Annotated in this window: 21 protein-coding genes, 1 pseudogene and 1 riboswitch; of the genes and pseudogenes, 8 read left to right on the top strand and 14 right to left on the bottom strand. The window is 32.2% G+C overall.

What is annotated here, in order from left to right; translation table 11 throughout:
• Positions 1-17: 17 nt before the first annotated feature.
• The 4 genes from CBF36_RS01675 to CBF36_RS01660 all read right to left on the bottom strand — a co-directional run bounded on the left by CBF36_RS01675 (position 18) and on the right by CBF36_RS01660 (position 4,412).
• A complete protein-coding gene (locus CBF36_RS01675) occupies positions 18-1,223 on the bottom strand; it encodes a glycosyltransferase family 4 protein (RefSeq protein WP_125956048.1) in 1,206 nt (401 codons plus the stop codon).
• The gene (locus CBF36_RS01670) at positions 1,224-2,252 is read right to left on the bottom strand and encodes a glycosyltransferase family 4 protein (RefSeq protein ID WP_125956047.1); all 1,029 of its coding nucleotides are present in this window, start codon (positions 2,250-2,252) and stop codon (positions 1,224-1,226) included.
• Positions 2,253-2,424: 172 nt separating this feature from the next.
• Positions 2,425-4,146: a phosphoenolpyruvate--protein phosphotransferase gene (gene ptsP / locus CBF36_RS01665; protein WP_125956045.1), complete on the bottom strand. Its 1,722-nt coding sequence runs from the start codon at positions 4,144-4,146 to the stop codon at positions 2,425-2,427.
• Complete coding sequence (locus CBF36_RS01660) at positions 4,146-4,412, bottom strand: phosphocarrier protein HPr (protein ID WP_071456474.1); 267 nt, start codon at positions 4,410-4,412, stop codon at positions 4,146-4,148. Before CBF36_RS01660 ends, ptsP begins: the two co-directional genes overlap by 1 nt.
• A gap of 431 nt (positions 4,413-4,843) precedes the next feature.
• Here CBF36_RS01660 and CBF36_RS01655 point away from each other — a divergent pair, with 431 nt between their 5' ends.
• Entirely contained in the window at positions 4,844-7,003 is a 2,160-nt protein-coding gene (locus tag CBF36_RS01655) for an ATP-dependent Clp protease ATP-binding subunit (RefSeq protein WP_125956044.1), read from the top strand.
• Between the two features lie 115 nt (positions 7,004-7,118).
• On the top strand, positions 7,119-7,421 hold the full coding sequence (locus CBF36_RS01650; RefSeq protein ID WP_125956042.1) for a DUF1827 family protein: 303 nt from the start codon (positions 7,119-7,121) through the stop codon (positions 7,419-7,421).
• 54 nt (positions 7,422-7,475) lie between these two features.
• Here the strand turns inward: CBF36_RS01650 and CBF36_RS01645 are convergent, their stop codons facing one another.
• The 4 genes from CBF36_RS01645 to CBF36_RS01630 form a co-directional block, all read right to left on the bottom strand.
• Positions 7,476-8,921, bottom strand: a complete 1,446-nt coding sequence (locus tag CBF36_RS01645) for a DUF4179 domain-containing protein (RefSeq protein ID WP_125956040.1) — start codon at positions 8,919-8,921, stop codon at positions 7,476-7,478.
• Positions 8,918-9,466: an RNA polymerase sigma factor gene (locus CBF36_RS01640; RefSeq protein WP_125956038.1), complete on the bottom strand. Its 549-nt coding sequence runs from the start codon at positions 9,464-9,466 to the stop codon at positions 8,918-8,920. The genes CBF36_RS01645 and CBF36_RS01640 overlap by 4 nt, the downstream gene beginning before the upstream one ends.
• 102 nt (positions 9,467-9,568) lie before the next feature.
• A complete protein-coding gene (gene wecB, locus CBF36_RS01635) occupies positions 9,569-10,654 on the bottom strand; it encodes a non-hydrolyzing UDP-N-acetylglucosamine 2-epimerase (RefSeq protein ID WP_125956230.1) in 1,086 nt (361 codons plus the stop codon).
• 33 nt (positions 10,655-10,687) lie between these two features.
• A complete protein-coding gene (locus tag CBF36_RS01630) occupies positions 10,688-11,236 on the bottom strand; it encodes a DUF3885 domain-containing protein (protein WP_125956037.1) in 549 nt (182 codons plus the stop codon).
• 118 nt (positions 11,237-11,354) lie between these two features.
• A riboswitch (guanidine-I (ykkC/yxkD leader) is annotated at positions 11,355-11,458 on the top strand.
• Between the two features lie 56 nt (positions 11,459-11,514).
• Here CBF36_RS01630 and CBF36_RS01625 point away from each other — a divergent pair.
• The 4 genes from CBF36_RS01625 (at position 11,515) to CBF36_RS01610 (ending at position 14,463) form a co-directional block, all read left to right on the top strand.
• Positions 11,515-11,853, top strand: coding sequence for a DMT family transporter (locus CBF36_RS01625; protein ID WP_125956035.1), 339 nt, complete (start codon positions 11,515-11,517; stop codon positions 11,851-11,853).
• Position 11,854: 1 nt separating this feature from the next.
• Positions 11,855-12,169 carry a DMT family transporter gene (locus tag CBF36_RS01620; RefSeq protein ID WP_125956033.1) on the top strand — a complete coding sequence of 105 codons (315 nt, stop codon included), beginning with the start codon at positions 11,855-11,857 and terminating at the stop codon, positions 12,167-12,169.
• Between the two features lie 92 nt (positions 12,170-12,261).
• Positions 12,262-13,788 carry an ABC transporter permease gene (locus CBF36_RS01615; protein ID WP_125956031.1) on the top strand — a complete coding sequence of 509 codons (1,527 nt, stop codon included), beginning with the start codon at positions 12,262-12,264 and terminating at the stop codon, positions 13,786-13,788.
• Between the two features lie 15 nt (positions 13,789-13,803).
• On the top strand, positions 13,804-14,463 hold the full coding sequence (locus CBF36_RS01610; protein WP_125956029.1) for an ABC transporter ATP-binding protein: 660 nt from the start codon (positions 13,804-13,806) through the stop codon (positions 14,461-14,463).
• Between the two features lie 113 nt (positions 14,464-14,576).
• Here the strand turns inward: CBF36_RS01610 and tnpA are convergent.
• From tnpA to CBF36_RS01595, 3 genes and pseudogenes are all read right to left on the bottom strand, one after another.
• A pseudogene (tnpA, locus tag CBF36_RS01605) lies at positions 14,577-15,023 on the bottom strand (IS200/IS605 family transposase); the annotation flags it as partial.
• A 1-nt stretch (position 15,024) separates the two neighbouring features.
• The gene (locus CBF36_RS01600) at positions 15,025-15,417 is read right to left on the bottom strand and encodes a PTS transporter subunit EIIB (protein WP_125956027.1); all 393 of its coding nucleotides are present in this window, start codon (positions 15,415-15,417) and stop codon (positions 15,025-15,027) included.
• Positions 15,418-15,554: 137 nt separating this feature from the next.
• A complete protein-coding gene (locus tag CBF36_RS01595) occupies positions 15,555-15,881 on the bottom strand; it encodes a DUF3784 domain-containing protein (RefSeq protein ID WP_125956025.1) in 327 nt (108 codons plus the stop codon).
• Between the two features lie 301 nt (positions 15,882-16,182).
• Here CBF36_RS01595 and CBF36_RS01590 point away from each other — a divergent pair, with 301 nt between their 5' ends.
• Both CBF36_RS01590 and CBF36_RS01585 read left to right on the top strand, forming a co-directional pair.
• Positions 16,183-16,431: a hypothetical protein gene (locus CBF36_RS01590; protein WP_125956023.1), complete on the top strand. Its 249-nt coding sequence runs from the start codon at positions 16,183-16,185 to the stop codon at positions 16,429-16,431.
• Between the two features lie 4 nt (positions 16,432-16,435).
• Positions 16,436-17,233 (top strand): YncE family protein, encoded by a 798-nt coding sequence (locus CBF36_RS01585; protein ID WP_125956021.1) that lies wholly within the window; start codon positions 16,436-16,438, stop codon positions 17,231-17,233.
• A gap of 46 nt (positions 17,234-17,279) precedes the next feature.
• On the opposite strand, the gene CBF36_RS01580 is transcribed toward CBF36_RS01585, so the two are convergent.
• From CBF36_RS01580 to CBF36_RS01570, 3 genes are all read right to left on the bottom strand, one after another.
• The gene (locus CBF36_RS01580) at positions 17,280-18,677 is read right to left on the bottom strand and encodes a hypothetical protein (RefSeq protein WP_125956019.1); all 1,398 of its coding nucleotides are present in this window, start codon (positions 18,675-18,677) and stop codon (positions 17,280-17,282) included.
• Positions 18,664-19,203: a sigma-70 family RNA polymerase sigma factor gene (locus tag CBF36_RS01575; RefSeq protein WP_125956017.1), complete on the bottom strand. Its 540-nt coding sequence runs from the start codon at positions 19,201-19,203 to the stop codon at positions 18,664-18,666. The genes CBF36_RS01580 and CBF36_RS01575 overlap by 14 nt, the downstream gene beginning before the upstream one ends.
• Before the next feature lie 124 nt (positions 19,204-19,327).
• Positions 19,328-20,905, bottom strand: coding sequence for a peptide chain release factor 3 (locus CBF36_RS01570; RefSeq protein ID WP_125956015.1), 1,578 nt, complete (start codon positions 20,903-20,905; stop codon positions 19,328-19,330).
• Positions 20,906-20,992 lie beyond the last annotated feature (87 nt).

The raw sequence follows: 20,992 nt of genomic DNA, 5'->3' as shown, positions 1-20,992 counted from the left end.
GAGTTCCTCCTAACGCACTACTTTTTAAATAATTTCAATGAGTACAAACTACTATCATCCTCATAATCTTGATGATTTTCTTCAAAATAAGCAAATGCTTCTTGATAAAATTCTTCCACTCGTTTACCAAATGCCTCACTTGAAATATCATATAATTTATCTTCTAAAATAGTCTTCTTAGTTGATAAATCTTTTTTTACATATTCAATCAATGCTTGCGCAAAATCTTCATTTTCGACATAAGTAATACCTAAAGTTTCATCATCAAACAAACTATCTAAATAGTCATTTCCTTTAGCAACAACCTTTGTTTTTGCTGCCATAGCCTCTGTATAAGTTAATCCCTGAGTTTCAGAATCTGATGCACTGACAAAGTAATCTGCTGCTTGATAAAATGGGGCAATATCTTTATTAGGAATTTCCCCTGCAAACGTCACATAATCCAATAAACCAAGTTCCTCAACTTGTTTCTCTAATTTCGCTTTAAATGGACCATCTCCAACAATCAATAATTGAACGTTTGGTATTTCCCTAACAACATCCGGCATACCATTTAGAACTGTTTGAATATTTTTTTCATAAGATATTCGACTAACTGATAACAACAAACACGCCTCATCATCAATTTGATACGTTTGACGCACATTTTTTATCAATTCTTCTTCAACGGGCTTAAATTGTGACACATTAATTCCTGTCGGGATAACAGACATTGGACGTTCTATCCCATACTCTTGTAACTTACTTACCACTCTTTGACTAGGACAAATAATACCAGACATATGATTAGTATATAACTTAGATAATTGCTTAACATGAACTGGTTTTAATACTTTTCCTTTAGCAATATAATGTAAATAATCTTCATACATCGTGTGATAAGTATGAACAACTGGAACGTTTAATGCTTTGGCTGTTTGTTTACCTAATATCCCCACACCAAATTCTGTATGCGTGTGAACAATATCCAAATCTATTTCTTTGGCAATATGATAAGCATACAACATTCCCCTAATAACCACGCGTCTATCTTTAAATGAAATAAACGGAATACTTGGCATTCGTATAATACGTGGTTCTACTTCTTTTGCATCAGGATCTGTTGTTGTGAAAATATACACGTCATGTCCCAACTTTTCAAGTTCTTGCTTTAGTGTTCTAATAGATGTTGATACACCACTAACTTGAGGGAAATATGTATCCGTAAAAAAACCTATTTTCACCTAGTTCTCCTCCTTAGCACTTTCTTTATAATAGTCATACCATATTTTGGCGACATTTTCCTCACTATAATATAAGGCTGAATTTTTTGATTTTTGTTGATATTCTTTTAATATTTGAGGATTTTTTTTAATTTTATCAATTTCTTTATTCATGTCATTGATATCTTTTGTTGAGATATACTGCTCATCTATAATCGCATGATATAACTCCAAATCTCTTAACATGACAGGTGTACCACAATTAAATGCTTCTAATATACTCATTGGAAACAGTTCATTGTAAGATGGCAATAAAAACACATCGGCTAAATTGTATAATCTCATGATTTCTTCCCGGTCAACAATTCCTGTAAATAATAAGTTTTTTGGTGGATTATCATATATCTTTTTATATCGATCATATCCATCTGTTATTTTACCAAAAGAAAAACCACCTGCCCAAATAAATTGACTATCAGGGTTATCAATCGCTAATTGAACGAAATCATCAATACCTTTTCTTTGTTGGATTTGTCCCGTCCCTAGAATGACTAATTTTTCTTCTGGAATTTGATATTTTTTCCGCCAATCTTTTTTTTCTTCTATTGTTGCTTCATAAAACGTTTTATTGGATACAAAGTTTGGGATATAGGTGATTCGTTCTTCTTTTAATCCTGCCTCAACTAATTTTGGGATAAACGTTGGATTCACTACTACTAATTGATCCATCCGTCCATAAAAACGAATAAGGTACCAATCAAATATCTTTTTAAATGGTGAAAAAAGAGTTAGACTTCCTTCAAGTGTTTCAGGTAAAAAGTGGACATATCCTATTGTTGTGCCTCTTTTCTTTTTAAAAAAAGTTGAGATAAAAAACTGTGGATCCACAGTATGATAATGCGAGATATCCGATTGCTTAAATTTATTAATTGAAATATCAAACTCAGTTGAAAAATGTTTATTGAGCATATTAATTAATTCGATATAGGCACTTCCAACCCCTTGGCCTTTCACTTTATCAGCTGATGAAAACATATTTATCCTTAACAAAAAATCCACTCCTAATATCTACTATAATACGTAAATTTATTTCACAATACATCATACTACAGTCGCATTTTTTATACGAAATTTATACACTAGTACCTATCTTAACACGTTACAATAAAAAAAAACTATAATTTACTGTATAAAAACAGTAAATTATAGTTTTAAATGTTGATTATTTAGTATACTCTTCAACTAATGCAACAACTTCATCAGCAGTATCACATTCAGTAATAGCTTTTTCAGCTAATTCAGTCATTTTCTTAGAATCAAGACGACTCATTAAGCTACGAGTACGTAAAATACTTGTTGCACTCATAGAAAACTCATCTAGTCCTAAACCAACTAGTAATGGAACAGCTGTTTGATCGCCAGCCATTTCCCCACACATACCAGCCCATTTTCCTTCAGCATGAGCTGAGTCAATAACGTTTTTAATTAAACGTAAAATTGCAGGATTATAAGGTTGATATAAGTAAGAAACACGTTCGTTCATACGGTCTGCTGCCATTGTATATTGAATTAAATCATTTGTTCCAATACTAAAGAAATCAACTTCTTTAGCGAAGCGGTCAGCAATTACTGCCGCAGCTGGAATTTCAATCATAATACCTACTTGGATATCATCAGAAACGTCCACACCTTCAGCAACTAATTTAGCTTTTTCTTCTTCCAATAAAGCTTTAGCTTCTCTAAATTCAGCTAAAGTAGCAATCATTGGGAACATAATACGTAAATTTCCATAAACAGATGCACGTAATAATGCACGTAACTGAGTACGGAACATTTGATCTTCTGCTAAACAAATACGAATAGCACGGTAACCTAAGAACGGATTCATTTCTTCTGGGAATTTTAAGTAAGGAAGTTCTTTATCCCCACCAATATCCATTGTACGAACCACAACTGGTTTACCTTCCATACCTTCTAAAACTGCTTTATAAGCTTCAAATTGTTCATCTTCAGTTGGAAAATCTGGAGAGTCCATATATAAGAATTCAGTACGGTATAACCCAACTGCTTCTCCTCCATGACCTAACACACCTTCTAAATCTTTAGGTGTTCCAATGTTTCCAGCTAATTCAAAATGTTTGCCATCAGCAGTTACTGTTTTAGCATGTTTCAATTTATCCCATTCAGCTTTTAATTCATTAAATGCTTTTTCTTTTGCTTTAAAATCAGCAACTTGTTCATCAGTAGGATTAACAATAACGTCTCCTTCACTACCATCAACAGCTAAGATGTCACCTTCGACAACATACTCAGTAATTTCTTTTGTTCCTACAACAGCAGGAATTTCTAAAGAACGTGCCATAATAGCAGAGTGAGATGTACGTCCACCAATATTTGTAACAAACGCACGAACAAAATTACGGTCTAATTGAGCGGTATCACTTGGTGTTAAATCTTCAGCAACAATAATGACTTCTTCATCAATCATTGTTAAATCAGGTAATTTTACACCTAGTAAATGACTCATGACACGTTTTGTCACGTCACGAATATCGGCAGCTCTTTCTTTCATGTAAGGGTTATCTTCCATAGCCTCAAACATGCCAATAAACATATCAGTCACTTCTTTTAATGCTGATTCAGCATTAACTTTGTTATCTTTGATATTTCCTTCAATTGCACTGATCAATTCAGGGTCAGATAAAACCATTAAGTGAGCATCGAATACTTGTGCTTCTTCTTCACCTAAACTTTTTACCGCTTTGTCTCTAATTGCTTGCAAATCTTTAGTTGATTGACTAAGAGCATCTGAAAGACGTGCTGCTTCGGCTTCGACGTTTTCAACTGAACGTTTTTCAAATGATAAATCCGGTTCAACTAAAAGATATGCTTTAGCAACTGCAATGCCATCACTAACTGCAATACCTTTCAATTGTTTTGTCATTATTCAGATAACCCTTCTTTTTTCATTGTTTCTTCGATAGCTGCGATTGCATCAGCTTCGTCAGCACCTTCAGCAGTGATTGTTACATCAGCACCTTGGCCAACACCTAATGACATGACACCCATGATTGATTTTAAGTTAACAGATTTACCTTTGTATTCTAAGTTTACATCTGAACTAAATTTGCTAGCTGTTTGCACCAATAAAGTTGCTGGTCTAGCGTGGATACCTGTATCTGCTACTACGTGAAATTCTTTTTTTTCCATAATTATCTTCTCCTTTGTCATGTGAAAAATTTTTATGATGGATTATTTAATCAAAAATCACCCTAAAAAAATAACCCTTTCAATGATAAAGAATACCATGTTTTTCTATTACTTACAACTTTTTTCCTATGTTCTATAAAGAACTTTAAAAACCTTTTATAAACTTTTCAAGGCTATTTCAGAAAATAATTTACGATTTTCTAGTAATTAATTTGATATAGCAATCATTTTGTGCACTAAATCGCAATTCTAATCTTTATAATAAAAAAACATTTTTTGTTACAATTTATTTTCAATATTTTTTCCCTTAAAATACATGATAAAAAAATAAGCGTAATTTTTGCTTCTTATATTCAAAAATTATATAATTGCTTTAAGGTCAAAACAGGTCAAAAACTGACTGTGTCATTTGATTAAAGGAGGATTTGCCTATGCTATGTAAAAACTGTAAAAAAAATGATGCGACAATCCATTTACATGCCACACTAAATGGAGAACAACAACAAATAGATTTATGTCAAAAATGTTATCGTGACTTAAAATCTCAAGAAGATCAAATGAACAGAGAAAAATTTGCTCAAGATCCTTATGGTTTTGGTCAACTAAACGATTTTTTTAAACAATTAGCCCAACAATCAATGAAACAACAACAGAGTAATACCCAAACACAACATGGAGCAAATGGTGGAACGTCTATTCTTAGTGAATATGGTGAAAACTTAACTCAACTAGCCCGTGAAGGAAAAATAGACCCTGTCATCGGACGTGACGGAGAAATAAAACGGGTTATAGAAATTTTAAATCGGCGAACAAAAAATAATCCTGTATTAATCGGAGAACCCGGTGTTGGTAAAACGGCTGTCGTTGAGGGACTTGCTTTAAGTATTGTCAATGGAGATGTTCCTAGTAAATTAGAAAATAAAGAAGTGATTCGTCTTGATGTTGTCTCACTTGTACAAGGTACTGGTGTGAGAGGACAATTTGAAGAACGCATGAAACAATTAATAACAGAATTAAAATCACAAAAAAATATCATCTTATTTATTGATGAAATCCATGAAATTGTTGGTGCCGGTTCTGTTAATGACGGTTCAATGGACGCTGGAAATATTTTAAAACCAGCTTTAGCTCGTGGTGAGTTACAACTTGTTGGCGCAACAACATTTAATGAATATCGAATTATAGAAAAAGATGCTGCTCTTGAAAGACGTTTACAACCTGTTAAAGTGGATGAACCAACTATTGAAGAAACAATCCATATCTTAAAAGGAATTCAAGAAAAATATGAACACTATCATCATGTTAAATACACTGATGATGCAATAGAGGGAGCTGTATATTTATCAAGTCGTTTCATACAAGATAGACATTTACCTGATAAAGCAATCGACTTACTTGATGAAACTGGTTCTAAAAAGAATTTAACCATTCCCTCCATTGATCCCAAAATACTTAATTCAAGAATTGCAAGAGCTGAGGCTAACAAACAAATTGCCTCTGAAGAAGAAGATTTTGAAAAAGCAGCCTACTACAGAGATCAAATAAAAAAATTAGAAGAATTAAAAATTCACCAAGTTTCAGAAGATAGTATGCCAGTGGTTACGATTACCGATATGGAACAAACGGTTGAAGTCATGACTGGTATCCCAGTAGGAAAATTAAAAGAAACAGAACAACAACAAATGAAACATTTAGCAAGCGATTTGAAACAACATGTCATTGGACAAGATGAGGCCATTGATAAAGTATCACGTGCTATCAGAAGAAATCGTATTGGATTGGGAAATAAAAATCGACCAATCGGCTCATTTCTTTTTGTTGGTCCGACTGGTGTTGGTAAAACAGAACTTGCTAAACAACTTGCTAAAGAGCTTTTTGGTCATGAAACAAATATGGTTCGTTTTGATATGAGTGAATACATGGAAAAACACAGCGTATCAAAATTAATTGGTTCTCCACCAGGCTATGTTGGATACAATGAAGCTGGTCAATTAACTGAAAGGGTTCGTAGAAATCCATACAGTTTAATTCTTTTAGACGAAGTTGAAAAAGCTCATCCTGACGTATTGCATCTCTTTTTACAAATATTAGAAGATGGACGTTTAACTGATGCAAAAGGTAGAACGATTAGTTTTAAAGATACTTTGATTATCATGACAAGTAACGCTGGTACACAAAATGTTGAAGCAAGTGTTGGATTTGGTGCAATAAAAGATGGCACCACTCAATCTGTTTTAAACCAATTAACACATTACTTTAAACCTGAATTCTTAAATCGTTTTGATGGGATTATAGAATTCAAACCATTAAGCAAAGATAATTTACTTTCTATTGTGTCTCTCATGCTTGATGAGATAAACATAAAATTACAAGAACAAGGGATTGTGATTGAAACAAGCGAAGAAACAAAAGAAAAATTAGTTGAACTTGGTTATGATGCAAATATGGGAGCAAGACCTCTAAGACGGATTATTCAAGAATACATTGAAGATGGTATCGCTGATTGTTATCTAGATAATCCTAACGCAAAAATATTATCAGCCAATTTAGTAGATGATAAAATCACAATAACAGAACAAATTAACCAATAATATGATTTAAGGAGAAAATTCTTTCCTATATATAGGAAGCTTTTCTCCTTAATTTTTAATCATTGTGGTATAATTAATTTATAAAGAACGGTACAACTAAATTGGGGTGATATTAATGAAATTAATTGACGTTACAAACAGTTATGCTACTTTGGTTTCTAAACAATTGGAAAACACAGATGCTAGATTTGTCAGTGTCTATTCATTAGGTAAAACGTTAGTCATTCATAGTACAGCAGATACTCATATTGATGTTGTTTTAGTTAATAAAACGCGTGACATCAAAGATATAGAGCTAAATGCCGTATTAGAAGAACTACTTCATACTACAATGGATAACCCAGAATTAGAAATCATTCGAACGCATGGTGTCGTAGAAGTTGAGATACCTGTCAAACAAAAGAAAAAAATAAGTTAAATAAAACCATTCCTATGCTTTACTTGTCGTTTGCACAGGAATGGTTTTATTTTTTTATTCTACTTTAAGTGTTTGACCATTAATGATAACAGAGTCAATGTCACTTAATTCAGTGTAATCATACATTAAGGATACTTGGCTTTCTCCATTTTCAGTGTATATATTACCGCCACCATCTTTCGTTAAATCAATTATCTCCCCATCTTTTTTAACTAGTTTTACATCTAAAGTCAACTTTTCCATTTGCTCTCGAGAAGAATCTTTTACATCAAAGCTTAAAGATAAACCTGATAGATTTATATTAGATAATGCTAAGTTTTCTTTTTTAAGTGTGATATCTTTTAATGCTTTTTTTTCTATTTCTTTTGGTTCTTTCAATTTTATCGCCCAATTACCAGAAACAACTGTTTGTGTTTTTGCAGCTTCTACTGTTAAATCATAATTTTGTAGCTCTGATTCTTTTATATCAAAAACAAATTCCTCATAATCACTTCGTCCTGTTTCATCACTATGTGTTTCAGTATTATATGCTGAATAAGAAGCAATGTATGGCCATACCTCATTTCCATTTTTTTCTGGCATCTCTTTACTAGCATCCTTAGGCTGAAAATCTAAGTTTAAGAAATTGTACCCTTTTATATTGGGCCATTTCACCAAAATATGTAATAAGCCATCTTTATATGCCATATTTTCAATAAAATAATCTTCGTCAGGAATTAATGGAATCGATAATCGTTTGTTCGGTAAGTATTCACTATACAACTCCTCATAGTTGACATTCAACTTCTCTAAAATAGAGTCATCAACACTTCCACCACCTACTCCATTTTTCCCATCATATTTTTTCCATTTAACATTTGTCGCCAGATCTTTTTTCCAATCAACCGACACTGTATTTCTCATCTCTTTAATATGGGATTCAAATTGTTTCAGTATAAATCCTGTATCTTTATGTTCTTCCCAAGATACTGAACTGACCAATAACATCGCTGTCTTTGTTTTTTTATCATAGTTAATCACTTGCGTGTTCCCACCATTTAACATTGACCAATCACTAATACTGGTGTCTTCTGATAGTCTATCTCCTGTTAAGTCTTGCAACTCCATTAAAACATAGGTAGTATTGCCATCTCTAAAAGTATTTTTTGCTGTTAATTTCAATCCTTGATCTTCTACTGAATAATCGAGTTTTTCTGAATTCGTTAATACCTTCTCTGCCTCTGTTCCAAAAGCTTTAACATAAGCAGCTTTTATGGTGTCTACTTGAGTATAACCAACCATTAAACTAAGCACCGCAGCAGCACCTAGAATAGTGGCCCATTTTTTCTTTTTAGATTTTAATGGTTTGATTTTTTCTGTTTCTTTGTTGATATTTTCAGACACTGTTTGTTTTATTTTTTCTTTCGATTTATTCGACATCTCTTGATCCATCTGTGCCAACAACTCTTCTAACTGTTCATCTGACAACTCTTCAAAAGGTTCTTTTTGGTATCTATTCATCCGATTTCTCCTCCTAATTCTCTAAACTGTTTTTGTAATTTTTTTTTCCCTTGATACAATTTATTATCAATTAATTTTGAATCATAACCTGTTTTTTCTTGAATTTCCTTTGGTTTCATTTCATAAAAATATCGTTTAATAATTATTTCTCGCGTTGGTTCTTCCAGTGTCATCACTGCTTGATAAAAAGATTGCCAATCCATGCTACTTTCTTCTTTTGTCAATGTGGCTTTAATGCTGTCATCCAACTCCACTGTGACGTCCTTTGATGTTTGTTTCATTTTATTTAACGCCATACTTCGTGTCATCATACAAAGATATGTTTTCAAACTCCCTTTACTTGGATTAAACCCCTTTGGATTTTTCCACAATCTAATAAATACGTCACTGACTAATTCCTCAATGTCTTGTATGGTGACTCCTTGTTGATGATTTAGGTATTTAGAGCCAACTGCCCATAGTAACTTCATATAGGTGTCCATCAGTTCACTTAATATTTCTTCATCTCTATTAAGTAATCCAATCAAGTATTCCTCATCTGTCATGTTATCCCCTCCTTTTGTTTCTCACTTACAGTACAGTGATTTTTCTCAAATTCCTTAAAAACATAAAAAAAGTTCTAGAGAAATCTCTAAAACTTTTACTTTTTATAATTTATCTTTTAAAATCATGGCAATTTTCTGACAAGCTGATCCATCTCCATAAGGGTTACTTGCAGTAGACATAGCCAGATAACTACCTTCATTGGTTAATAAATCATCTAATGCTTGGTAAATGACTTCTTCTTTTGTTCCGACTAATTTTAATGTACCAGCTTTTATTCCTTCAGGTCGTTCTGTTGTATCGCGCATGACTAACACTGGTTTACCAAGAGATGGCGCCTCTTCTTGTATCCCTCCACTATCTGTAATAATTAAATAGCTTTTAGCTAATAAATTATGAAAATCAACGACATCCATTGGTGGAATTAATTTAACTCGGTCTGTCTGACCAAATATCTCTTTAGCAAGTGTTTGAATAGAGGGATTCATATGAATCGGATACACCACTTTAACATCTTCATGAGTATCTACCACTCTTTTTACTGCTTGAAACATTTCTTTCATCGGTGCACCTTGATTTTCTCGTCTATGAGCTGTCAGTACTATTAAACGACTGTCACTCGCCCACTCTAAAATGTCACTCGTATAATCCTCTTGTACAGTTGTTTTCAACGCATCAATCGCCGTATTACCTGTGACAAAAACTGTATCTTCGTTTTTTCCTTCTTTAATTAAAGTTTCTTTGGCTTGATTAGTTGGAGCAAAATCAACTGATGATATCAAACTAATTGACTGTCTGTTAAACTCTTCTGGAAAGGGAGAAAAAATATTATGGGTACGTAACCCTGCTTCTACATGGCCTACTGGTATTTGAAGGTAAAAGGCTGCTAAAGCAGAGGCATAAGACGTACTAGTATCTCCGTGAACTAACACAATATCTGGTTTTTCTTTTAACAATACCGATTTAATTTTTTCTAAAATATTTGTCGTCACATCAAATAAATCTTGTTGTGATTTCATAATGTTTAAATCATATTTTGGTACAACATTAAAGACACTCAATACTTGGTCAAGCATCTCTCTGTGTTGCCCTGTCACACAAACGATTGTTTCAAACTCTTCGTGTCTTTCTAACTCATTTACCAATGGACACATCTTTATTGCTTCAGGTCGTGTCCCAAATACTAACATCACTTTTTTCTTCAACTTAGGTCACCTCATTATTTAATTAATTTTTTTGTTTTTATCATCGCTATAAATGATATACCCTCTGTCATCATAAACATAAATCATCGTTTCAGATGTTGGACTAACTAGGTATATTTCAGGAGCTCTTAGAGAATTCTTTCGATTAAACTGCGGTCGTCTGTCCGGAAAATCTTGATTAATTACACAAAGAATCAACTGTTTCCATTTTATATTGGAACAAGTTGTTTCAATTTGCAATCGATGATAAGTATCTATATCATCGTTAAGGTAATCGAATGTTTGTTCTGACAAAGTGATTTCTCCCATATTTTTTACCAGTTTATAGAGAATCTTATCTGTTTTATTTTTATAGTGTAGCGGATATTTATTTATTAAAAGAATTACCTTATCATCTTTAAAAAATAAATCAGTTAAGATACTTTTTAATGTTGTATATGTAAGAAAAAACATCTCCTCATTATATGAGCTATCCTCTAAAAATTGATACATATTAGGATGCAAATCCACTGCTTCTTGATAAGAAAACAACGTCTCCAGGCTATCAGTTTGTAAAAATCCTTTCATATTCTCATACCTTTTTTATCCATATTACCATGAATGAAGCAAACAAACGATATTTTTATTTATTAATTTTAGTTGACGGGGAGATTCATAATTTGCTAAAATGACAATCAATTACATATATTAAGTTTTCTAGGGTTCCGTAATACACTTGTATTAGACTGGTCCAAGAGAAAACTCATAGATAGTTTATCTATGTCACGGAAGGACAAAAGCCTGGGAGATACTGTTTTTTTACAGTGTCTTTCAGGCTTTTTTATTTTTTAGTTAGGAGGAAAAAAATGAAAAAAGAATGGTTAAACGTCATAAAAGCCGCCATGTTAGAAATATTTTGGGTAATAGGATTAACTCACTCAACTACTTTACTTCAGTGGTTATTGACTGTCTTACTCATTATTATCAGTAATTGGTTAATGATTTCAGCAACTTCTAAACTACCTACTGGAACAGTTTATGCTGTATTTGTAGGACTTGGAACAGTAGGGATTATTTTATCGGATGCCCTATTTTTCGGAGCAACACTAAATTGGCTAAAACTATTACTTATTTTATTGCTGATTTGTGGTGTTATTGGCCTAAAACTTTTGACGCCAGAAAAAAAGGTTAAGGAGGAAAATTGAAATGGATTGGATAATACTAATTATCGCTGGCTTTTTTGAAATGTTTGGTGTCGCAATGATTAATCGTTTATCAATAAAACGAACTTTTTCAACCGTTCTACTAATTATTATAGGATTTAGTTTTAGTTTTTTCTTACTGAGTTTGGCATTAAAATCTATCCCCATGGGTACAGGTTATGCTATTTGGACCGGTATTGGTGTTGTTGGAAGCACGCTAATCGGTATGATTTGTTTTAACGAATCAACAGATTGGAAACGACTACTATGTATTTTAGTTATTTTGCTATCATCAATCGGTTTAAAAGTGATTGGATAAGACCAATAAAAAAATTCACCTTTTTTTAAGTTACGTTTAAGCTAAGTTATTTAAAGTAATAATCAGTTAAAGAAACATTTAGGAGGATTATTATGGATTTTATCAAGCGAGCGTTACTCAGTATGAAAGCAAAAAAAGGGCGAACGATTTTATTATGTGCAGTGTTTTCAGCTATTTTAATTTTTGTTTTAGCTGGATTAACCATTCAAAGAGCTTCTGTTACTGCAACAGAAAATGCAAAAAAAAGCATTGGCGCACAAGTCACACTTAGTGCCAATCGTGAAGCGGCTATGAAAAAAAATCAAGAATCTTCTAGCGGTGAACGTCCTGACCCAGGTAGCTTTAGTTTAACACCTGTATCATTAGAAGATGCAGAAAAAATTGCGAAGTTAGACAATGTAAAATCTTACTCATTTGTCTCCTCAACCTCTGCAACTGCTGGAGATGGCATTACACCTATTTCAAGTAGCTCAACTGAAACAACAGAGACATCGACAGATAACTCTTCTGATGAAGCTGCACCAAATGCTCCTGGTGGTGGAAAACAAGGTGGCCCTATGGAACAGATGAATCAAGGAGATTTTCAAATAAGTGGTGTTGTTAATCAGTCAATGGCTTCTGCATTTGAAGATGGTACAGCCAAAATAACTAGCGGAGAGGCAATTTCTAGTGAGGATATTGACACAGATAATGTTGTGATTGAACAATCATTAGCTGAAGCCAACGATTTAGAAGTTGGAGACACATTCACGTTAAAAAATTCAGATGATGAAACAAAAACATACAACATGACTGTCAAAGGAATTTATACAACATCAGAATCTGGGGATAGTATGGGGATGCGTTTTAATTTTTTAAATCCCGCCAATACGATTTATAGTTCATACACTTTTGCCAATACTTTAAAAGGCGATGACGCGAAAGGTACCATTGATTCTGCCACTTACACTCTATCTGATCCCAAAGAGATGGACACGTTTGTGCAAGAAGCAGAAAAACTAATTGATACAGAATCATTTAGTCTACAAACAAATGACCAAGCCTATCAACAAATGCTAACACCACTTAACAACGTAGCTAGTTTTGCTAAAAATATTGTCATCTTAGTAGCCATTGCTGGAATCATCATATTAACACTGATTGTCATGATGACGATTCGTGAACGTCGCTATGAAATAGGCGTTTTATTAGCACTAGGTGAGTCACGCTTAAAAGTCATTCTTCAATTCTTCAGTGAAATAATTGTGTGTATGGTTGTTGCTTTAATTATTGCGACATTTAGTGGAAATATTGTGGGAAACGTGGTGGGTGAACAGTTGATTACCCAACAAACCCAAACTACTCAAACAAATCAAGGTGGTCCTGGTGGTGAACAACCTGGTGCAAATAACAATCAAATCCCTGAAAAACCTTCTGGTGGTGGCATGCGTGGTGGATTTGGTTCAATAGGAGCCAGTTCACAAGATGTTGCTAAAGAAATCGAAAACTTAAACATTTCTGTTAGTAGTACGGACATCCTAAAATTAGCAGGACTTGGACTTCTGATTAGTTTCATTTCGATACTTCTTTCATCACTTGGTATCTTACGATTACAACCGAAAAAAATATTAACAACTTAGAAAAGAGGAAGAAATATGTTAAAAACAAAAGATATCGGCTATTGGTACACAAATGAGCAAGATTTTCTATATCAAGATGTAGATTTAACCTTTGATGCAGGAAAAATGTATGCCATCCTTGGTGCAAGTGGCTCTGGTAAAACAACGTTTCTTTCCCTGATTGCAGGATTAGATGTTCCTAAAGTTGGTCATATTTATTATAATGATCAGGATATTCATTCCATTGGACTAAGAAACTATCGAAAAAATGATGTATCAACCATTTTTCAATCGTATAACTTGTTACCTTACATGTCTGCTTTAGATAATGTTTTAACTGCCATGAGTATTTGTCAAACACCCGTAGATAATAAAAAAGAATACGCCCTTGAACACCTAAATAAAGTTGGGATTGATGAGTTACTAGCTACAAAACCCGTCACACAACTTTCAGGAGGGCAGCAACAACGTGTTGCGATTGTCCGTTCATTATGTTGTAATCATGATTTAATCGTAGCAGACGAGCCCACTGGAAACCTAGATGAACAAACATCACAAGATATTGTCTCCTTATTTCAAAAAGTCGCTCATGAGCAAAAGAAATGCATTATTATTGTGACTCACGAACAAGATGTTGCCAAAAAATGTGATGCTATCTATGAACTTAAAAATAAACAATTTGACTTAGTTAAATAAATATCCACCCGTGAAAACGGGTGGCTTTTTAATAGCCCTAGAAGGGCTCATTACCTACATACTCTCTAAAGAGAGCCTCTTAAAAGACTGCCAACCGCAATTCGAGAAACTTTCTATTTTTTGAATGGATCCATGTATTCACGTTTACTTATACTATCTCTTACTCTATCATCAGACTCTTGTTCTCGAATATATTTTTGGATTGTCTTCTGATTCAATCCTACAGTACTCACATAATATCCTTTAGACCAAAAACTTTTATTTCCATATTTATATTTCAAATTTCCGTGTTGCTCATGAATTAAGACAGCACTTCTTCCTTTAAGAAATCACATAAAGCCTGACACCGATTGTTTTGGAGGTATTTTTACCAGCATATGAATATGATCTGGCATTGCGTGTGCCTCTATTATTTCTACATCTTTCATCTCGCATAACTTTCTCAATATTTTTCCTATATCTTTCCTTAACTCCCCATAAATTGCTTTCCTTCTGTATTTTGGAGTAAATACTAAATGATACTTACAATTCCATTTTGTGTGTGCTAAACTTTTATCGTCATTATAGACATAAAGAAAAGGTGGTTAAAATTGCTGTAATGGATTTCACCATCCCACAACCAATTAATACAGGAATAACAGGACCAAAACAACCAGATATAGCTTCAACTACTCTAGAAACAACATTCTTCTTTACTTCTTGTTTTTCTACTGTAATCCCATCTGAAACGATGACAATTTTTTGTAGTTCTTCAAATATTCCTGTCACTTTTTCTCCAACAATGACTTGCAATTGACTATTTTGAAATTGAGACTTTAATACACCTTCTACTTGGTCTAACTTAGATAAAGAAACGGTTGATTCATCTTTTACATTAAATCTTAAGCGTGTGGCACAATACGTCATATAGGTAATAATATCAACGATTCTTTCCGCTATTTCTCTATTATTCATACTTTTTCTCCTAAAGATTTTATTCCCGGGTTAAGTATATTGTAAAATCGCTTCCATTAAGATTCAATCGATTTCCAGATTTAGGAAATGTTAGTTTTCTATACAAAAAAGAGACAAACCTTTGTACTAGCTGTCTCCTATTGCTTTATTTTATATTTTTCAAAACTGTCACTTCCCATATTATTAATAAGAAGTAAATACCAAACAAACATAGTTGCCACACCAAAATAATCGCTAAAAAAGGATAGCACTCCTCCTAAAAATAAAAGAATGGACCATCTAAACAATTGATTTCTCACATCTATACTGAGTGTTAAGGTATCATACTGATGTTGTTCGTCTTGGCTTAAACTATTAAATCCAGCAATTAAACCCACAGACTTTTCCTTTAATAGAAAAAATATAATACCTGATATTAGTAACAGGACACCAATTAATAAACAAACTATTACCATAACGTTCATGATTTACCTCCCACAACAATGGCTATTGGAAAAATTTAATCGCAACAGTTGCTATTATAATACCTATAATAAACCAACCTACAGATTTAATCATACTTTTGGTTCTTTCTGAATTATCTTTCTTCATCTTTAAACCTCCTTTTTTTAATTAATTATACAATATAAGTATCCTGTTTAAAAAGAACTCTCTTTTTCCATGATAGAAAGACTTAACACTAAAAGAATTATTTATAAATAACGTTGTGTTTCAAATATCTATCCGTTATGCTAAAGATATCATAATCAAAAAGGACGATACTTAATGAAAAAACTATCCTTAACCATTCTGACGATTTCATTATTTTTTATTAGTGCTTGTCAATCTTCTTCTAAATTAACAGAACAAAAAGATGTCACTAAACAAGCCAAAGAATTAAAAGAAAACTACGCAGATTTTTATAACTTAAGTTATTTTTCCGATGTATCAAACGGTGATACCTATCCTGTACCTGGACTCAAGGAAACGATTGTTCCATTACTTGATAAACCTGGTAAAAAAAAGTATCAGTAATTCTATGGATCCCCAAGGTGTGACGATTGCAGAGGATTATTTATTAATTTCATCTTATAGTCATGATGACACCCACCATTCTGTCGTCTATGTCCTAGATAAAAATACTCACAAATACATTAAAACAATTATTTTAAAAGGTCACCCTCATGTAGGAGGTATTACCTATGATCCTATTGCAAAAAATATCTGGGTATGCTCATCTACAGACGCTAATCAAGCTGAACTTGTGGCTTTTTCTATGGATAAACTCAAAGCATATGACATGAAAGAAAACTATAAACCAATTATTTATGACCAAGAAATCACATTAGATGGCATAAAAAAATCCTCTTATGTTACCTATTATGATAATGCTCTATATGTTGGTTACTTTTCTGTCAATCACAAAGCCGTTTTAGAAAAATATCAATTTAACGACGATGGCGTATTTGATACAACATTACATGGAAAAAAAGAACTGATAGATGATGATACAACTCTTTCTCCTGAAGAAAAATTACATGTTGGAACACAAATTCAGGGTATTACTTTTTATAAAAATTATATGCTTTTATCACGTTCTTACGGGGATAAAAACTCGAAAATACTTGTCTACGAATTAGGTGACAATGATTTATTCCTTGAAAAAGATGCCATAAAAACGATAGAAGCACCACCTTACTTAGAACAAATTTCCGTATCAGGTGACAAACTCTACACTATTTTTGAATCTGGTACACAACGTTTCCGAGATAAAAACGGACTGACTGTCATGAATTACGTCGTGCCATTAGATATGGAGAAATTATTAAATGAATAATATAATCTCCTCAAAGAGTCCAAAATCCTTTGAGGAGACTTTTTATTTATTGTCTAATCTCTATCCATTCTAATCCCTTTGCGTTTAATTTTTCAATATCACCATAGTACAAAACTGGTAAAAACATCTTACTAATTTGTGTATCATCAACAAAATAACCAAATTTTATTTCTCTTTTTTCTCCATGTTTAATATCTGGCATTTTATAAAAACTTTTTCCTTCACCATGACTATCTAAATAATCTACTTCTCCTGAATATGGAGTGAAATTAACTTCTTCTTTAGTAACACTCAACCCTTTTTTACTATCTTCTAAAAGATAAAGTCTATTTTGAAAATATAAGTCTTTAATGGTTTTTTTACTTTTATTTTCTATAGTAGCTGTCAAATAAACAAATTTAGTTTTTACTTTTCTTTCTCCTACTACTTCATCAAGTGTTTGTATACCATCTCCTTTTTTGATTATTTTTTGATTAAATGGCAATAATTCACCATCATTTGCTATTAACTGTTTGTCTTTAAGCTGTTCATATGAATTACTATTAAAATTATTTTTATCTAATAATTTTATATTATCCATAACAGTGGCACTTTTAACGGTAAATAAAACCTCTTGCGTGTCATAAACTTTAGTATTTACTGCATCACCTATCTTATGGATATTAGAACTATTTTTAGGTAAATAGTAATTTTTTTCTGGTTGTTTACCTTTGAATAAGTCTTTACTTAAAATACCATAATGAGTAGCATCCTTTTCATTGGTTTCTTCTAAATACACTTTTTCTAACATTTTTTTCCATTCTGATTCCTTAACATCATTTGAAATATAGGCTTGTAAAACATAACCTTCTTTTTCAAAAAACAGATACACTACGGTGTCAAATTGAATATCTCCGGAATTCATCATATTTTTTTTAATGACAATACTAGGATGATGACTAATCGTTAATTCCTTATAGTCTTTTGTATAAAGTTCTTTAAAATCATCTTTCCCAGATAATTGCCATAAAACAAAACTAATCCCTCCGCTGTTTATGTTGTTCTTATAACTAAACTTATTAGAGTCATTATCTTCTACCATATCTCTTGGAATATAGTCGAATTTCAATTTATAAAAATGATCATGATTATATTTTTTACTATCTGATAAAGAAATATTTAATTCATAATTATTTTTATTTACTATCCATTGATAAATTTCTTTTGAAGCATAAATAGTTGTTGGAATCAAAAATGTTATAATAATAGCTACCATAAGTGCATGTTTTAACCCAAATTTGATATTAGTTTTCTTAGTTGAAACCTGTTTTAAAAAAATTTTTTTATTTGATTGATAAGATGATGAAAAATGATGTACCTCTTGTTCTTTATCAAACTCTTCTTCAACTAACCTATTTGCTATTTCTTCTATTATTTTCCTTTCAAATTTTTCATTCTTTCCCATATTTCTTCCCTCCAATCACATTTTTCACCATACTTATAGCTCTCTCAAATTGTTTTCGTATAGTTGCTTCTTTTGAATCCATTATTTTTGCTATCTCTTTATTTGATAATCCATAGTAAACTCTATACAAAAAGACATGAAGATATGGTTCTTTTAATTCCTTACTAATATCTAATATTTCCTGTTCAGATATCATTTTATCTACATAATCATTCACATTATTATCATCTTCATATTTATCCTTTTTAGTTTTATAATTTTCAAGATATTTTATCTGAGTATTGTTTTTACGATACAAATCAATCGATTTATTCTTTGTTATTTTGATAATAAATTTTTTTAAATGTAGATCATCAAATTTTTTTATACTTTCAAAATCTGAATATAATTGTTCAAAAACTTCTTGAGTAATATCTTCTGCTTGCTCTTTATTATTCAATACTGATAAAGCTTGATAAAATATTTTCTGTTCATAACTCTCATATAAATACTCAAAAAATTCTTTATCTGATTTGTGATTTTTCATGATAAACTCCTCTCGTAGCTACCTTCATAATATATAACGTTTCAAGAAACTAATATGTGACACTTTTTAACATAAAAAAAGAGATTTTTCCTAAATTACAGGAAAAATCTCTAATAAATCATTTTTATAACAATGTTTTCAATTCAACTTCTGGATACTTATCTGCAAACCAACGCATCGCAAATTGGTTTTCAAATAAGAACAACGGTTGGTCAAATCGATCTCTTGCTAAGATATTTCGACTTGAACTCATTTTTTCATCTAACTGTGATGGATCAATCCAACGAGCGATTTTTGTTCCCATTGGTTCCATAATTAACTCTGTATTGTATTCATTCAACATACGATGTTTAAATACTTCAAACTGTAGTTGACCAACTGCTCCAATAATAAAATCTTCTGTTAAATAAGTTTTATATAACTGGATAGCTCCTTCTTGAACCAATTGATACAATCCTTTGTAGAATGATTTTTGTTTCATCACGTTTTTAGCTGTGACTTTCATAAATAATTCTGGCGTAAATTGTGGTAAATCTTCAAATTCGATTCTATCTTTACCAGTAAACAACGTATCACCAATCTGATATGTCCCAGTATCATATAACCCAATAATATCACCTGCAACAGCTTCTTCCACGACTTCACGAGAATCCGCCATAAACTGCGTTGAGTTATTTAATTTGATTTTTTTCGATTCACGCGCTAATTTAACTTCCATGCCTTTTTCAAAACTTCCTGAACAAATACGAACAAATGCAATTCTATCTCTATGGGCTGGGTTCATGTTTGCTTGAATTTTAAAGACAAACCCAGAAAAGTCTTTATCATAAGGACTAACTTCGCCCCCTTCTTTTGTTTCATGCTCGCTTGGTTTTGGCGCAAATTGTAAAAATGTTTCTAAAAATGTTTCCACACCAAAGTTTGTCAAAGCAGAACCAAAGAATACAGGTGTTAATTCACCTTTAGCAATTTTTTCTTCTGAAAATTCATTCCCAGCTTCAAGTAATAATTCTACTTCTTCCATCACTTGAGTAAAAATAGACTGCTCTTTTAATGGATGGTCCATCTCCAATTCTCTTTCATCATTCAATGGTAAAAATCTTTCACCATCAAATCGATCAGGACGATGGATTTCAATACGATTATTGTAAATATCATATAATCCCTCAAATCCTTTTCCCATACCAATCGGCCAGTTCATTGGGTATGAATCAATTTCTAATACTTCTTCTAATTCTTCTAATAAATCAAGTGGTTCACGACCATCTCTATCTAGCTTATTGATAAAGGTAAAAATAGGAATCCCACGCATACGACAAACTTGGAAAAGTTTTTTCGTTTGTGCTTCAATCCCTTTAGCACTATCAATTACCATGACTGCACTATCCACTGCCATCAATGTACGATAAGTATCTTCTGAGAAATCCTCATGTCCAGGTGTATCTAAAATATTCACACGTTTCCCTTGAAAGTCAAACTGCATAACAGAACTTGTGACCGAAATTCCACGTTGTTTTTCAATATCCATCCAGTCTGATTTAGCATAGTTACCAGTTTTTTTACCTTTTACTGTCCCTGCATTTCTAATCGCGCCACCAAACAATAATAATTGTTCAGTAATCGTTGTTTTACCAGCATCCGGATGCGAAATAATGGCAAACGTTCTTCTTCTGTCGACTTCTTTTTGTTGATCAAATCCCATATGTAGACTCCTCTTAGTTTTTCTATGTAGTTATTACTTAGTTAGTAGAAATTCACGCTCTAGTATAACATAAAATATCAAACAATA

Origin of the sequence: Vagococcus bubulae, from assembly GCF_003950315.1 — a bacterium.
GTDB lineage: Bacteria > Bacillota > Bacilli > Lactobacillales > Vagococcaceae > Vagococcus > Vagococcus bubulae.
This window is presented reverse-complemented; position numbering and strand designations above follow the sequence as displayed.